The sequence below is a fragment of the Mesorhizobium sp. P2_A8 genome, assembly GCF_056404935.1.
The window spans coordinates 295,851-310,902 of sequence record NZ_JBFUDB010000001.1; the positions used below are offsets into that span (position 1 = coordinate 295,851).

A 15,052-nucleotide genomic window follows, 5' to 3' on the forward strand; every position below is an offset into this window, starting at 1 on the left:
ATGAGGAAGATGCGGATGAACAGCAAGGGGCCATTGCGGATTCATATTCGAAGGCGTGCACATCCTTCCTCGCCGGACCGGCTCCCGAAGGTGCCGCCGCTGCATGGGCAGCAAGGCCGACTGTCGTCACGTCGCCCAAACGTGTGCAACGGTTTTGGGCCGTCGGCACTCATAAAAAACAAGAGCTTAAAGCGCGCCGAATGAACCCGTTTCCACGCGACGCGCTTGGTGGCATGACGCCAGCCGGGTTTCCAAGGTGGAACACGAACATGTGAACCGTGACCTGCGGCACGGCGAGGTCGTCTTGAGCGGCTGGAGTCTCGGTGAGAGGCTTACGGGTGCTCTTCGCCGGGCAGCAACGCCTCAGCTCTCTGCGGCGACGAGATGGCCGTTGCCGACATCCGTCAGCGCCAGTTTCAGCGGCGCCTCGCCGATCCTGCGCGTGGCGCTCGGGATCTCCTGATCGAGGCGGGCGAAGCGGCTTCTTCGCCTGGCAGGGTCGGGCACCGGCACGGCATCGATCAGCCGCATGGTGTAGGGGTGGCGCGGGTTGGAAAAGACCTGGTCGCGCGTGCCCATCTCGACGATCTGGCCGAGATACATGACGGCGACGCGGTCGGAGATGTTCTCAACCACCGCCATGTCGTGCGAGATGAACAGGTAGGCGACGCCGAACTCGCGTTGCAATTCCTTCAACAGGTCGAGCACGCGCGCCTGCACCGAGACGTCGAGCGCCGAGACGCTTTCATCGGCGATGATCAGCTTCGGCCGCAGCGCCAACGCCCGGGCGATGCAGACGCGCTGGCGCTGGCCGCCCGAGAATTCATGCGGATAGAGCTCCATCTGGTCGGCCGACAAGCCGACGCGCTCGAACAGCGCTGCCACACGCTCCCGGCGCTCTTCCTTCGAGGCAATGCCGTGGATCACAAGTGGCTCGGCAACGAGGTCGCCGACGCGCATGCGTGGGTCGAGCGAGGCGAAGGGGTCCTGGAAGATCATCTGCACGTCGCGGCGGACCGCCTTGCGTTCGTCGCGGCCAAGCCCCGACAGATTGCGTCCGCCAATGACGATGTCGCCGCTGTAAGGCACCAGCCCGGCCAGCGCCTTGGCGGTGGTCGACTTGCCGCAACCGGACTCGCCGACCAATGCCAGCGTCTCGTTCGGGGCGATCGAAAAGCTAACGCCCTCGACGGCGTGGACGCGGCGGTTGACCCGGCCGAAGACGCCGCCACGCAGATCGAAGCGGACATGCAGATCGTTGACCTCAGCGACGTGAGCCGGCGCCACCATCTCGGCATCCCTGGATTTCTGGCGGCCGGCGCCACTGCCGATGCGCGGCACGGCGGCCAGCAGCTCGCGCGTGTAGTCGGCCTGCGGTCGGGCGAAGATGTCCGATGTGGTGCCTTCCTCGACCATGCGGCCGTGCCGCATGATGATGACGCGATCGGCCATTTCGGCGACCACGCCCATGTCATGGGTGATGAGGATGACGCTGGTGCCGTGCTGGCGCTGCAGGTCGCGCAGCAGTTCCAGCACCTCGCCCTGCACGGTGACGTCGAGCGCCGTCGTCGGCTCGTCGGCGATCAGCACGTCGGGTTCGAGCGCCAGGGCCATGGCGATCATCACCCGCTGGCGCATGCCGCCGGACAACTCGTGGGGAAACTGCCTTAGCCGGCTTTCGGCCTCCGAGATGCGCACCGCCTTCAGCGCCTCGATGGCGCGCTGGCGAGCCTGCGCCCGTGACAGGTTGGTATGCGCTTCGATCGACTCGGTCAGCTGCCGGCCGATCGACAGCACGGGATTGAGCGAGGTCATCGGCTCCTGGAAGATCATGGCGATGCGGTCGCCGCGAATGCGGCGCATCTGGCGCTCGTCGAGCGTTGCCAGATCGGTATCGCCAAGATCCACAGCATGAAGTCGAATTTTCCCCGAAAATATGCGCGCGGCAGGTTGCGGCAGGAGCTGCATGATCGCCAGCGCCGTCATCGACTTGCCGGAGCCGGATTCGCCGGCGATGCAGAGTGTTTCGCCACGAGCCAATGTCAGCGACAGGTTGGAGACGACGTCCCGCTCGCCGTCCTCGCCGCGCACTCTGACCGACAGGCCGGCGATGTCGAGCACCGGCCCAGCCGTCGCCGGAGCGGTTGCTCCGGCCCGCTTCTTGTCCACGCCTGCGTTCATTCGAAGACGCAGCGCGGGAAGTAGAACGACACCACCCAGTTCGGCATGTCGACGATCTCGCTGATGCGGAGATCGCCGCAGACCGAGGCCAGCATATAGGCCTCGACGGGATCGAGCTTGTAGCGGCCAGCGAGCAGGTCGACCATCTGCGCGACCGCCTCCCTGGCGCCGGCCATCAGGTCGGGGCCAATGCCGGTCGTGACCTCATAACCCTTGGCGTCGAGATGACGGGTCACCGGGCCCGAGGTGGTGAAGCGCGGCGTCTTCAGCCTGGCATCCTTGACCAGGTCGAGCTTGAGCACGACGTCCATCGGGCTTTCGATCGCCGTGCCGCAGACCTCGCCATCGCCTTGCGCCGCATGGGTGTCGCCGACTGAAAACAGCGCACCGGCCACTTCGACCGGCAAATAGAGCGTGGTGCCGGCGGCGAGATCGCGGATGTCGAGATTGCCGCCGACCCGCCTTGGCGGCACCACCGAGTGGTGGCCCATCTCAGCCGGCGCATTGCCGATGGTGCCGGCGAACGGTTTCAGCGGCACGCGCGCATTTTTGCCGAACAGCGCCGACGCGAGCGAGGCGGCGTCATACTTCCAGATGTTGAGCGCCGGCTCCTTGAAGTCGTCGGCGAGCAGCCCGAAACCCGGGATGTTCGCCGTCCAGCCGAAGCCGGACGGCTTGAACATCTCGATCGTCACCTTCAAGGCATCTCCGGGCTCGGCCCCTTCGACGAAGATCGGCCCGGTGACCGGGTTGACCCTGGCGAATTCCAGCTTGGCGATGTCGTCGACCGTGCTGTCGGCCTGCAACTGACCGCCGCCGGCATCAAGGCACTGGAACTCGATGGTCGAGCCGGGCGCCACCCGCTCGGCCGGGGCAAACGAATTGTCCCAGCCGAAATGGTGATGGCGCCCGTGGATGGTGTAGTCGCAGTTATTGCACATCTTTTACGTACACATTGTCGTAGTTGATGAAGACATGGACCGGATCGACATAGAGTTTGTCGGCGCCGCCCATGCGTGCGGATTTCATGCTGAAGCGCTGCTCGTTGAAGACCGGCACCCAGGGCGCGTCTTCCATGATCTTGTCGTAGATGGCGCTCCACATCTTGTTGCGTTCTTCCGACTTCGCCGGATCGGTTATCGAGTCGGCCACGGCCGCCTTGGCGTCGAGATCCTTGTTGCAATACCATGACCAGTTCCAGCCGCCGGGAACCGCCCCGGCGCAGCCGAGGATCGGACCGTAGAAGTTTGAGGGGTCGGGGAAATCCGCGATCCAGCCCATGCCGCCGGACCAGATCATCGGCGCACCGGCCTTGTCGCCGCCTGCGGCAATGACGTTGGCCTGGGCCAATGCCTGGATGCTGGCCTTGATGCCGACGGCCGCCAGATCCTGCTGGATCGCCTGGGCGATGCGCGGATTGGGATCGGTGTTCATGGCGAACAATTGCGTGTCGAAGCCATCGGGATGACCAGCCTCGGCAAGCAGCGCCTTGGCCTTGGCGACGTCATAGGGATAGCCCTTGAACTCCTTGTCGTAGCCCGGCATCGACGGCGGCAGCGGCTGGTTGGCCGGCACCGCGCGGTTGTTGATGATCTGGACGATGCGCGCCTTGTTGATCGCCATGTTGACGGCTTGCCTGACCTTCACATTGTCGAAGGGCGGCATTGTGGTGTTCATGGTGATGTAGCCAGTGTGCAGTTGCCCGCCTTCGACGACGCGCGCCTTCTGCTCGGGATCGGCCATCACCTCCTGGAATTTTGCCGGCGGAATGCCATCAAGGGGCAGGTCGATCTCGCCTTTCTGCATGCGCAGCATCGCCACGATCGGCTCCTGGCCAACCTCGAAGGTGATCTTGTCGAGATGCGGTAGGCCCTTGTGCCAATAATCCGGGTTGCGCACAAAGACGATGCGCTGGCCGAGCGTCCACTCGGCGAACTTGAACGCGCCGGTGCCAACCGGGTGCTTGCCGAAATCGGCGCCGTATTTCTCGACTTCCTCCTTCGGCACGACATGCGAGAAGTTGATGGCCATGACATGCAGGAAGGTGGCGTCCGGGCGGGTCAGCTCGAACTTGACGGTGTAGGGGTCGACCACGGTGACGCCGGAGAGGCTTTCGGCCTTGCCGGCGGCGACATCGTCATAGCCCTTGATCGAACCGAAGAAGCCGGCGCCGGGGCTCTGCGTCTTCGGATTGGTGACGCGGTCAAGCGAGTACTTCACATCATCGGCCGTCATTTCGCGGCCATTGTGGAACTTCACGCCATGGCGCAGCTTGAAGGTGAAGGTCTTGCCGTCGGGCGAAATCTCGTAGCTTTCGGCGAGGTCGGGCTTCAGGTTGGTGGTGCCAGGCTCGTAGTCCATCAGCCCGTCGAACAGGCTCTTGATCATCGACCAGTTCTGCCAGTCGTAACCGATCGCCGGGTCGAGCGTGGTGACATCGTCCTTGTATGTGGCAATGATTTCGCCGCCCTGCTTGGCGTTCGGATCGATGGTGTCTTCGGCGCGAGCGCTTGTCATGCCGAGCATCAGCGCCAGCGCCGATGCCGCTACTGTGGATGCCAGAAACTTTTTCATTGTTACGTTCCCTTTCTCTGTTTGTTTTCGATCATGTCCTGGTTGTCATCTGAGTTTGATGCGAGGATCGATGAAGGGCGCGATGATGTCGGCGAGCAGGTTGCCGAGCACGATGGCGAGGGCCGACACCAGCGTGACACCCATGATGATCGGAATGTCGACGCGCTGGATGGCCTGCCAGGCGAGCTGGCCGATGCCGGGCCAGCCGAACACACTTTCGACGACGACGATGCCGCCCATGAAGATGCCGATGTCGATGCCGATCATGGCGATGACCGGCAGAATGGCGTTGGGCAGTGCGTGGCGGAAGAGGATGGCGCGACGCGCCAGACCCTTGGCGCGCGCGGTACGCACATAATCCTGGCGCAGCACGTCGATCATCGACGAGCGCATCATGCGCGCGTACCAGCCGGCGCCGAGGATGCCCATGGTCAGCGACGGCAGCACCAGATGACGCCAGGTGCCGTAGCCGCCGATCGGAAACCAGCTCAGCCGCACGGCAAAGACGTAGAGCAGCAAAAGGCCGACGACGAATTGCGGCGCCGAGACGCCGACGAAGGAGGCGACCATCAGCGTCTGGTCGGTCCCGGTGCCGCGCTTGACGGCGGCGATCAGGCCCATGCTCAGGCCGATCAGCAGCTCGCACAGGATGGCGCCGACCATCAGCAGCAGGCTTGCGGGCAGTCGCGAGACGATCAGCTCCGTGACTTCGGAGCGCTGGATGTAGGAGCGGCCGAGATCGCCGCTGATGAGCTTGGTCAGATAGCGCCAGTACTGGACGGCGAAGGGCTGGTCGAGGCCGAGTTGCTGGCGGATGTTCGCGATCGTCTGCGGCGTGGCGCTGTGGCCGGCGATCTGGCGCACCGGATCGGCGGGCAGGAGATAGAGCAGCGCGAAGGTGATCAGCGAGACGCCGAGCAGGATGAGCAGCGACTGGATCAGGCGGCGACCGAGATAGGCGATCATGCCCGGCCCCTTTGCGTCGGATCGAGGATGTCGCGCAGCGCATCGCCGATCAGGTTGAAAGCCAGCGCCAGCGCCAGGATCGCGGCGCCGGGGAAGAACACCAGCCAGGGTGCGGCCTGGAAGTAGGTCTGGTTCTCGAAGATGATGTTGCCCCACGACGCCGTCGGCGGCTGCACGCCGATGCCGAGGAAGGAGAGCGTCGCCTCCAACAGCACCGTGGTCGAGATGCCGAGCGTGCCCCAGACGATGATGGTCGGCAGGAGATGCGGCAGGATGTGGCGAAACAGGATGCGTGGCGCGCTCGCCCCGATGGTGCGTTCGGCGTCAATGAACTCGCGCTCGGCGAGCGAGCTGGTCTCGGTGTAGATGACGCGGGCGGTCTGCACCCAGTTGACCAGGGCGATGACCATGGCGACGATCCACAGGCTGGGCTCGAACACCGCCGCCAGGCAGATGGCGAGCAGCAATGCCGGAAAGGCCATCATCAGGTCGGTGAAGCGCATCAACGCGCCGCCGATCCAGCCGCGGAAATAGCCCGCGGTGACGCCGACCAAAGTGCCGATGAAAAGCGCTACGCCATTGGCGACGATGCCGATGACCAGCGAGGTGCGCGCACCGTATAGGATGCGGGTCAAGAGGTCACGGCCGAGCAGATCTGTGCCGAGCCAGAACTGGGCGTTGGGCGGCAAGGGCGAGCCTTCCAACGTCAGGCCGTCGAACATCTGCTCGTTGGGATCATAGCCGGTCAGCCACGGCGCCAGCACGGCGCCGGCGACGACGATGGCGACGATCACCAGGCCGAGCAGCACCAGACGGCGTTTGACCAGACGGCGCCAGACGCCGGCGCGCGGTTTGATCGGCATGCGCCCGGCCGCCGGCATATCAGGCGCGATGGGACTGGTCATCGCCGCCCTCCTCGTCCGTCATGGCCACGATCCGGCGCGCGGCGTCCTCGACGCTGATCTGCCAGCTCATAGCCAGCGAGCGCAGCTGCGCATAGGCGCGGTCGTCGTCGGTGCCCTTCGATAGCGCGGCCACTGCGCGCACGATGGTCTGGCGCTCGGCGACGCGCTGGCGAAGCGAGGCGATTTCGCTGGCCAGGTGTTTGCGGGCCTCGAAACTCTGCCGCGCGATCAGCAGCGCGCTGTAGACACCGGCATTGCCGACCGGCTTCAGCAGCTGGGCGTCGGCCTTGTGCGACAACGCCCATTCGATGCGGCCCGGCGCTTCGGAGCCTATAAGCGCCACCAGTGGCATCGGCGCCTCACCCGGCTTCCACGGGAATTGCTCGTCGAAGCCGAGATCGGCGTCGAAGAAGACGAAATCGGCCGCGAGCGCTTCGGGCGGCAGTTCCGGCCAGCAATCCAGCGTGATGAGGCCGATCGCCGACAATTGCCTGGTTATCGCCTGCACCGTCGGATGCGGGCGATGCAGGACGAAGGCCCTGGCTCCACCGAGATTGGGGATGCGTGGCGTCTTGCTCACGACACCACCCTCAGGCGCGGGCGACCGAAGGTCCTGGCAGGGTCGTAGCGCGACAGATAGGGGTCCGGCGCAACCTCGTCCTCGCGGCTGACAACCTCGAAGAACCCATCCGCGATGCGCCCGATGATCACCGGCAGCGTGGCATGCTGGGAGTGCGCGTCGATGGCGATCGGCCCGAGCCGGGTGGAAAAGCGCCGTTCGGCGAAGGCCTTGGAAAATTCCGCCGGACCGGCGTCGGCATCGTGCGAGAGCACGTCGGCCATCACTTGCACCGAGGCATAGGCGGACGCCTCGAAGGACGAGGCAAAGGCGGCCGGCTGCGGCGCGAAATAGGGCCCGACCGACAGATGGCCTTTCCCGGATACGCCGAGCGCCGGCAGCTCGCCCTCCGTGAGGTTGCAGGAGATGACGGGGCAGGCTTCGGGGCCAAAGGCCGGATCCTCACCTGCCAGGTCGCGATAAGCCGCCAGGAAGGCGTAGGACGATGTGCCGATCAAATTGTTGAGGATGAAGTTCGGCCGTGTCGCCCGGATTTCGGCGATCAGACGCGACACGTCGGTCTCGCCGATGCGCAGGTACCGTTCGCCCAGAACCTTGCCGCCGGCATCCGCGATCAGGTCGCGCGCCACGCGGTTCATCTCCCAGCCCCAGATATAGTTCGAGCCGAGCAGGAAGCCGTTGGCGCCGAAGCGCGGCACGACATGCGCCATCAGCGGAACCAGATGCTGGTTGGGGCAAGCGTGCATGTAGACGACGTGCTCGTTGGCCTCGAAGCCCTCATAGGGGCAGGCGTACCAGAGCATGCCGCCTGCTTTCTCCAGCACCGGGATCGTCTCCTTGCGGCTCCAGGAGGTGACACAGCCGACGACATGGCGCGCGCTGCTGGTCTTGAAGATGTCCTCGCAAAGCGTCGCGTAGCGGTCCGCATTGCTTTGCGGATCGCGCTCGACCGGCACCAGTTCGATGCCATAGCGGCGGTCGGCGTTGATGTCGGCGATGGCGCGCATGGCACCCATCCGGCACGCATCGGACACGAGCTGATAGCTGCCCGAGCGGGAATAAAGGATGCCGATCTCGATACGCCGTTTCAAACAGATCCCCAAAAATGACAATGCCCCGCAGCCAGCGCCGGAGGGGCGAGGCATACGAGGCATTCTTGCCGTCCGGCGATCAGAGCCGGTATTTTGTCCTAGCGTATTCGGTACGGCGGGTCAGTCAAGCGGGAAAGTGCGGCATTCAACTCAACCCTCTCGCAACTGCTTCCGGCGCCAGGCGGCGGGCGCCTCGCCGACCCGCGCGCGGAAGACTCTTGAGAAGTACGCCGGGTCGTCGAAGCCGATTTCGTAGGCGATGTCCTCGACCGTGCGCACGGTGAACAGCAGCAGCCGTTTGGCCTCCAGCAGCCGCCGCTCGCTGACGACCCGCTTGACGCCGCTGCCCAGCACCGCGCGGGCGGCCTTGTCGAGCAGATGCGGGGTCGTGGCCAGCGTCTCGACATAGCGGTCGACCGGCCAGTTGTCGCGGAAATGCACATCGACGAGCCGACGCAGGCCCAGTGCCAGCGAAGCCTCGGAAGACATTGCGGAGGCGGTCGCGCCGGGACCGAGGCGGGCAATGTGGGAGAGCGCGACGGCGATCAGCGCCGGCAGGACCTTGTCGTTGCCGGCTTGCGCCTCGGTGTATTCGGCAGCGATCATGTCCAGCACCGCGGCCAGCTTTTTCCACGCGGCATGCCGCGGCAGGCCGTCGGCAAACACCGGCCTGTCCAGCGGCAGCAAGCTCTGGCCGGCAATGGCGGCGAGCGCGCCGTCAGCGACCGAGACGACGATGGCGTCGGTAGCGGGTCCGATCGAGAAGCCATGCACGACATTGCTCGGCACGAAGCTGACGGCGGGTGCCGAAAAGTCCCAGGACCGGTCTTCGATGCGGTAGGTTCCCGAGCCGCTAGTCCAGAAGGTGATCTGACCCATCTGCGGATGCTTGTGCGCGGCAACCTCGCCAAGATGGATGTTGCTGCGGGCCAGCACCGTCTCGACATGCAGGAAACCGACATCGAGCGGCCGCACCGGCTCGCCATAGACGAAGAAGTCAGGGATGGAATTCTGGCTCATGGCGTCGGAAAAAGTCCAATCGATTTTGCCGTTCCGTCCATAACCGTTCCACGCCCGGGGCGCTAGGGTTGGCGCTCAAGTGGAGGAACATCATGCGGTCAGAAGACTTCCGTGCCGACAAGGGGCGCCCGTTCACCGGGGCCGAGTATCTGGAAAGCCTGCGGGATGGCCGCGAGGTCTATATCAACGGCGAACGCATCGCCGACGTCACCACGCACCCGGCGATGCGCAATTCGGTGCGGTCGCTGGCGCGCCTCTACGACGCCCTGCACGATGCCAAACAGCGCGACGCTTTGACCTCGCCGACCGACACCGGTTCCGGCGGCTACACCCACAAATATTTCCGCGTCGCCAAGTCCTCCGCCGAGCTGGTCGCGCAGCAGACGGCAATCGCCGAGTGGTCACGCATGTCCTATGGCTGGATGGGGCGCACGCCCGACTACAAGGCGGCGCTGATGAACACGCTCGGCGCCAATGCCGACTGGTATGGGCCGTTCAAGGACAATGCGCTTTCCTGGCACAAGAGAGCCCAGGAAGCGGCGCTGTTCATGAACCACGCCATCGTCAACCCGCCGATCGACCGCCACAAGCCAGCCGAACAGGTGAAGGACGTCTTCGTCCACATCACCAGGGAGACCGATGCCGGCATCTATGTCTCCGGTGCCAAGGTGGTGGCGACGTCCTCGGCGCTGACCCACTACAATTTCCTGGCACAGGGATCGGCGACGGTGACCGAGGATCCGTCGCTATCGGTGATGTTCATCGTGCCGATGAATGCGCCGGGGATAAAGATGTTCTGCCGCGTCTCCTACGAGCAGACGGCCAATACGGTGGCTGCACCTTTCGACTATCCGCTGTCTTCGCGTTTCGACGAGAACGACGCGATCCTGGTGCTCGACAATGTCTTCATCCCCTGGGAGGACGTGCTGGTGCTGCGCGATGCGCAGAAAATCCTGTCGTTCCACCCGGCTTCCGGCTTCATGCATGGCTATTGCTTCCAGGGCTGCACGCGTTTCGCCGTCAAACTCGACTTCCTCGCCGGACTGCTGGCGAAGGCGTTGCGCGCCACCGGCGGCGATGCCTTCCGCGGCAACCAGGCAGCACTTGGCGAGGTCATCGCGCTGCGGCACATGTTCTGGAGCTTTTCCAACGCCATGGCCTACAATCCGATCCCGTGGGCGAATGGCGCGGTGTTGCCCAATCTGGAGGCTGCGCTCGCCTACCGGACCTTCATGTCGGAAGCCTATCCGCGCGTCATCGACACCGTGCGCCGGGTGATCGCCTCCGGCTTGATCTACCTGCCGTCATCGGTGCGCGACTTCGCCAATCCCGAGATCGACAAATACCTCGCCCAATATGTGCGCGGCTCCAACGACATGGGCCACATCGAGCGCATCAAAATCATGAAGCTGTTGTGGGACGCGACCGGCACCGAGTTCGGCGGCCGCCACGCGCTCTACGAGCTCAACTATGCCGGCGCGCCGGAAGAGGTGCGACTGCAGGTGCTGAAGGGTGCCGAACGCGGTGGGCGGCTGAAGGCGATGGAGGAACTGGTCGATACCTGCATGGCCGACTATGACGAGAATGGCTGGACCGGAGATACCTGGCTCAATCCACTTGCTTCGCCGGCTGAGTGAAATCAGATGGCCACGCAGATTTCGAAAGCCGATTTCCGCGACGCCATGGCGAGGGTCTGCGCGCCGGTGAACATCGTCACCACCGACGGTCCAGCGGGACGCGGCGGCTTCACCGCCACCGCCATGTGCAGCGTCTCCGACGAGCCGCCGACGCTCCTCGTCTGCATGAACGGCCGCTCGACGCAGGCTGCCATGTTCCTGTCCAACCAGCGCTTCTGCGTCAACGTGCTGACGCATGACCACATGCATCTGGCGGGAAAGTTCGCCGGCGCGACCAGGGACATGGAAGCGCGCTATTCGGCCGCGCGCTGGCAGACACTGACCTCCGGCACGCCGGCGCTGTCGGATGCGATCGTCAATTTCGATTGCGAGATCGAGACAGTTCACGTCGTCGGCACGCACAATGTGATGATCGGCCGGGTCATCGATGTCAGGCACGGCAGCGGCGGCTCGGCGCTGCTCTATGTCGACCGCAATTATACGCAGCCGACGCGGCTTGGCAGTTTTGGCGGCTGAACAGGGCGAAGCCGCCCGGACCGGAGAGCCTCAGCTCTCGCCGTCGATGAGGCTCTCCAGGAGATCGAGCAACTGCTCAAGTTTCTCGTGGCCAAAGCGCTGTTCGATCTCGTCATAGATGACGCGACGCTCGGGCGAGAGGGCATCGATCAGGGCGGAACCGGCCGGGGCGATGGTCAATACGACACGGCGGCCATCACCTTCAGCCTTGTTGCGGGTGATGAATTTGCGTCCCTCAAGCGCCTTGATGATGCGCGTCAGGCTGGGCGGCAACACCGATGCGCGATCGGCAAGTTCCGTCGCCTCGACCGGGCCGGCTTCGCTCAGCACACGCAGCACGCGCCATTGCTGTTCGGTCACGTCATGCGCCGCAAGCATCGGGCGAAACCGCGCCATCACCGCTTCGCGGGCGTGCAGAAGCGCCATTGGCAGGGAACGGCGGGTGTTTTCAGGCAGCAAGAAGAAGAGCCTCCCACGGTGGCTTGCGATCGAAAACAGGCCTTCCTTCAGCTGATTCCGCCCGCCAAAAGCCCGTCCTTGCCATCCCGTATCGTTGCGCCAAGCCCGATGCAAGACTTGACTTCGCGGATGCCTCATGTAATTAACGCGTTAACTACAGCAAGGCAAGTGATCGGGGAGCGAAACGCCGTGCCTCACTTCTCCATCGAGTATTCGGCCAATCTCGATGCCAGGGTCGACATGGGCGAATTGTGCGCGCTGGTGTTGCGCACAGTGCTGGATACCGGGCTGTTCGAGACCGGCGCCGTGCGGGTCCGGGCTTTTCGCGCCGAGTCCTATGCCGTGGCCGACAGGCTGCCGGAAAACGCCTTCCTAGACATGTCGTTTCGCATCGGCACCGGGCGCAGTGCGGAGGAGAAGAAGCGGACCGGCGAGGCCGTCTTCGCGGCGGTGAGCGAGCACCTTGCGGCGCTGTTCGAGACGCCGCATTTCGCCCTGTCGCTCGAGATCCGGGAAATCGACCCGGTGCTGAGCTGGAAGAAAAACGCAATCCACCCGCGACTGCGCGGCAAGTGACGGAAGCTGATATGTCCGACCTGCAAGGCAATCTGACGAAGGTCGAAGCCTATCTGGCCCGCTTCAAGCGAGACGGCGTGTTGAACCAGATCGGTGGCGAAGCGGTGCCGGCGCTCGACGGCGCGACGTTCGAAACGCTGTCGCCGGTCGACCTCAAGCCATTGGCGAGCGTTGCGCGAGGCGGCGGCGCCGACATCGACCGCGCCGCCAGGGCGGCGAAGGCGGCGTTTCCGGCCTGGGCCGCAATGCCGGGCGAGGCGCGCAAGAAGCTGCTGCACAAAATAGCCGACGCGATCGAGGCGCGCGCCGAGGAGATCGCCTTCGTCGAATGCATGGACACCGGCCAGGCGCTGAAGTTCATGGCCAAGGCGGCGTTGCGGGGTGCCGAGAATTTCCGCTTCTTCGCCGACCGCGCGCCCGAGGCGCGCGACGGCGAGACGCTGCGGACCACGGGCCAGGTCAACCTGACGACCCGGGTGCCGATCGGCCCGGTCGGCATCATCACGCCTTGGAACACGCCGTTCATGCTGTCGACCTGGAAGATCGCGCCGGCGCTGGCGGCCGGCTGCACCGTGGTTCATAAGCCGGCTGAATTCTCGCCACTGACCGCCCGCCTGCTGGTCGAGATCGCCGAGGAGGCCGGGCTGCCGAAAGGCGTCTGGAACCTCGTCAACGGTCTGGGCGAAGACGCCGGCAAGGCGCTGACCGAGCACCCAGATATCAAGGCGATCGGCTTCGTTGGCGAAAGCCGCACCGGTTCGATGATCATGCGCCAAGGCGCCGACACGCTGAAGCGCGTGCATTTCGAGCTCGGCGGCAAGAACCCCGTGATCGTCTTTGCCGACGCCGATCTGGAGCGCGCCGCCGATGCGGCCGTTTTCATGATCTATTCGCTGAACGGCGAACGCTGCACCTCGTCGTCGCGCCTGCTGGTGGAGGGATCGGTCTATGAAAGCTTCACCGCCAAGGTCGCCGAAAGGGCGAAGCGCATCGTCGTCGGTCACCCGCTCGATCCGAAAACGGTGGTCGGGCCGCTGATCCATCCGGTGCATGAAAAGAAGGTGCTATCCTACATCGACATCGGCAGATCGGAGGGTGCGACGCTCGCGGCCGGCGGCGGCAAGGTCGAAGGGCCGGGCGGCGGCTGCTATGTCGGCCCGACCCTGTTCACCAACGTCACCAACACGATGCGCATCGCGCAGGAGGAGATCTTCGGGCCGGTGCTGAGCGCCATTCCGTTCGCCGACGAAGCCGAGGCGCTGGCGCTCGCCAACGACACGCAATACGGCCTGACCGGCTACCTCTGGACGTCGGACGTTACCCGCGCCTTCCGCTTCACCGACGCGCTGGACGCCGGCATGATCTGGGTCAATTCGGAAAATGTGCGCCATTTGCCGACGCCGTTCGGCGGCGTCAAGAATTCCGGCATCGGCCGCGACGGTGGCGACCATTCCTTCGACTTCTACATGGAGACGAAGAACATCGCCTTCGCCACGACGGCGCACGCGATCCAAAAACTCGGCGGCTGATCAGAGGAAATCAAATGCCCTTGCCCAAGCCCAATCTCTACCCTGAATTCAACATCGTGCGCCTCAGCCATGTCGAACTGGCCGTCACCGACCTCGCCAGATCCCGTGCGTTCTATGTCGACACACTCGGCCTGCAGGTCACCGACGAGACACCAGACACGATCTATCTGCGGGCGCTGGAGGAGCGCGGGCACCATTGCATCGTCTTGAAGAAGGCCGACACCGCCGAAGCGCGCGACCTCGGCTTCAAGCTGTTCTCCGAGGACGATCTCGACAAGGCCGAGCACTTCTTCAAGGGAAAAGGCCTGCCGGTCGAATGGGTCGAGCGGCCCTACCAGTCGCGCACCTTCCGCACGCGCGATCCGCACGGCATACCGCTTGAGTTCTACGCCCAGATGGAGCGGCTGCCGCCGATCCATCAGAAGTATGCGCTCTATCACGGCGTCAAGCCGCTGCGCATCGACCACTTCAACTGCTTCTCGCCCAATGTTGACGAGTCCGTCGCCTTCTACAACGAGCTCGGCTTCCGCGTTACCGAATACACCGAGGATGCCAGCAGCGGAAAGCTGTGGGCCGCCTGGACGCATCGCAAGGGCGGCGTCCACGATATCGCCTTCACCAACGGCATTGGGCCGCGCCTGCATCACGTCGCCTTCTGGGTGCCTACGCCACTCAACATCATCGACCTGCTCGACCTGATGGCGACGACCGGCTATTTGCCGAACATCGAACGCGGCCCCGGCCGGCACGGCATCTCCAACGCCTTTTTCCTTTACGTCCGCGACCCGGACAATCACCGCATCGAGATCTACTGCTCGGACTACCAGACGGTCGATCCGGACCTCGAGCCGATCAAGTGGGACCTCAAGGACCCGCAGCGCCAGACCCTGTGGGGCGCACCGGCGCCAAAAAGCTGGTTCGAGGAAGGCAGTGCATTTGCCGGGGTTGCGGCACGCCAGCCGGATCTGACGGCGTCGCCGATCATCGCGCCTTGATGGCGGACGCAGACCGCATGAGG

14 protein-coding genes are annotated in these 15,052 nt (G+C 64.5%); 5 read left to right on the forward strand and 9 right to left on the reverse strand.

Translation table 11 applies throughout. The features are described 5' to 3' along the window. Nucleotides 1-363: 363 nt before the first annotated feature. The 8 genes from AC1D10_RS01460 to AC1D10_RS01495 all read right to left on the reverse strand — a co-directional run bounded on the left by AC1D10_RS01460 (nt 364) and on the right by AC1D10_RS01495 (nt 9,317). Nucleotides 364-2,181, reverse strand: coding sequence for an ABC transporter ATP-binding protein (locus tag AC1D10_RS01460; protein ID WP_477268470.1), 1,818 nt, complete (start codon nt 2,179-2,181; stop codon nt 364-366). Then, complete coding sequence (locus AC1D10_RS01465) at nt 2,178-3,122, reverse strand: acetamidase/formamidase family protein (RefSeq protein WP_477268472.1); 945 nt, start codon at nt 3,120-3,122, stop codon at nt 2,178-2,180. The genes AC1D10_RS01460 and AC1D10_RS01465 overlap by 4 nt, the downstream gene beginning before the upstream one ends. After that, entirely contained in the window at nt 3,112-4,755 is a 1,644-nt protein-coding gene (locus AC1D10_RS01470) for an ABC transporter substrate-binding protein (protein ID WP_477268474.1), read from the reverse strand. Before AC1D10_RS01470 ends, AC1D10_RS01465 begins: the two co-directional genes overlap by 11 nt. 45 nt (nt 4,756-4,800) lie before the next feature. Continuing rightward, nucleotides 4,801-5,721: an ABC transporter permease gene (locus AC1D10_RS01475; protein WP_477268476.1), complete on the reverse strand. Its 921-nt coding sequence runs from the start codon at nt 5,719-5,721 to the stop codon at nt 4,801-4,803. After that, entirely contained in the window at nt 5,718-6,602 is an 885-nt protein-coding gene (locus tag AC1D10_RS01480; protein ID WP_477269796.1) for an ABC transporter permease, read from the reverse strand. Before AC1D10_RS01480 ends, AC1D10_RS01475 begins: the two co-directional genes overlap by 4 nt. 1 nt (nt 6,603) lies before the next feature. Beyond that, nucleotides 6,604-7,206: an ANTAR domain-containing response regulator gene (locus AC1D10_RS01485; protein WP_477268478.1), complete on the reverse strand. Its 603-nt coding sequence runs from the start codon at nt 7,204-7,206 to the stop codon at nt 6,604-6,606. Beyond that, nucleotides 7,203-8,297, reverse strand: a complete 1,095-nt coding sequence (locus tag AC1D10_RS01490; RefSeq protein WP_477268480.1) for a transporter substrate-binding protein — start codon at nt 8,295-8,297, stop codon at nt 7,203-7,205. The genes AC1D10_RS01485 and AC1D10_RS01490 overlap by 4 nt, the downstream gene beginning before the upstream one ends. Before the next feature lie 150 nt (nt 8,298-8,447). Beyond that, the gene (locus AC1D10_RS01495) at nt 8,448-9,317 is read right to left on the reverse strand and encodes a helix-turn-helix domain-containing protein (protein WP_477268482.1); all 870 of its coding nucleotides are present in this window, start codon (nt 9,315-9,317) and stop codon (nt 8,448-8,450) included. 92 nt (nt 9,318-9,409) lie between these two features. Between AC1D10_RS01495 and AC1D10_RS01500 the strand changes: the two genes are divergently transcribed. Next, nucleotides 9,410-10,954, forward strand: coding sequence for a 4-hydroxyphenylacetate 3-hydroxylase N-terminal domain-containing protein (locus AC1D10_RS01500; RefSeq protein ID WP_477268484.1), 1,545 nt, complete (start codon nt 9,410-9,412; stop codon nt 10,952-10,954). A gap of 6 nt (nt 10,955-10,960) precedes the next feature. Beyond that, on the forward strand, nt 10,961-11,470 hold the full coding sequence (locus AC1D10_RS01505) for a flavin reductase (RefSeq protein WP_378985887.1): 510 nt from the start codon (nt 10,961-10,963) through the stop codon (nt 11,468-11,470). A gap of 30 nt (nt 11,471-11,500) precedes the next feature. Here AC1D10_RS01505 and hpaR read toward each other — a convergent pair whose 3' ends face one another. Next, complete coding sequence (gene hpaR, locus AC1D10_RS01510) at nt 11,501-11,896, reverse strand: homoprotocatechuate degradation operon regulator HpaR (RefSeq protein ID WP_477269798.1); 396 nt, start codon at nt 11,894-11,896, stop codon at nt 11,501-11,503. Between the two features lie 222 nt (nt 11,897-12,118). On the opposite strand from hpaR, the gene AC1D10_RS01515 reads away from it, so the two are divergent. Genes AC1D10_RS01515 through hpaD form a run of 3 tightly spaced genes read left to right on the forward strand, consistent with a single transcriptional unit; the run spans nt 12,119 to nt 15,029 of the window. Continuing rightward, nucleotides 12,119-12,505 carry a 5-carboxymethyl-2-hydroxymuconate isomerase gene (locus tag AC1D10_RS01515; protein ID WP_477268487.1) on the forward strand — a complete coding sequence of 129 codons (387 nt, stop codon included), beginning with the start codon at nt 12,119-12,121 and terminating at the stop codon, nt 12,503-12,505. 11 nt (nt 12,506-12,516) lie between these two features. After that, a complete protein-coding gene (gene hpaE, locus AC1D10_RS01520; RefSeq protein ID WP_477268489.1) occupies nt 12,517-14,034 on the forward strand; it encodes a 5-carboxymethyl-2-hydroxymuconate semialdehyde dehydrogenase in 1,518 nt (505 codons plus the stop codon). Between the two features lie 14 nt (nt 14,035-14,048). After that, nucleotides 14,049-15,029, forward strand: coding sequence for a 3,4-dihydroxyphenylacetate 2,3-dioxygenase (gene hpaD / locus AC1D10_RS01525; RefSeq protein WP_477268491.1), 981 nt, complete (start codon nt 14,049-14,051; stop codon nt 15,027-15,029). Nucleotides 15,030-15,052: the final 23 nt, after the last annotated feature.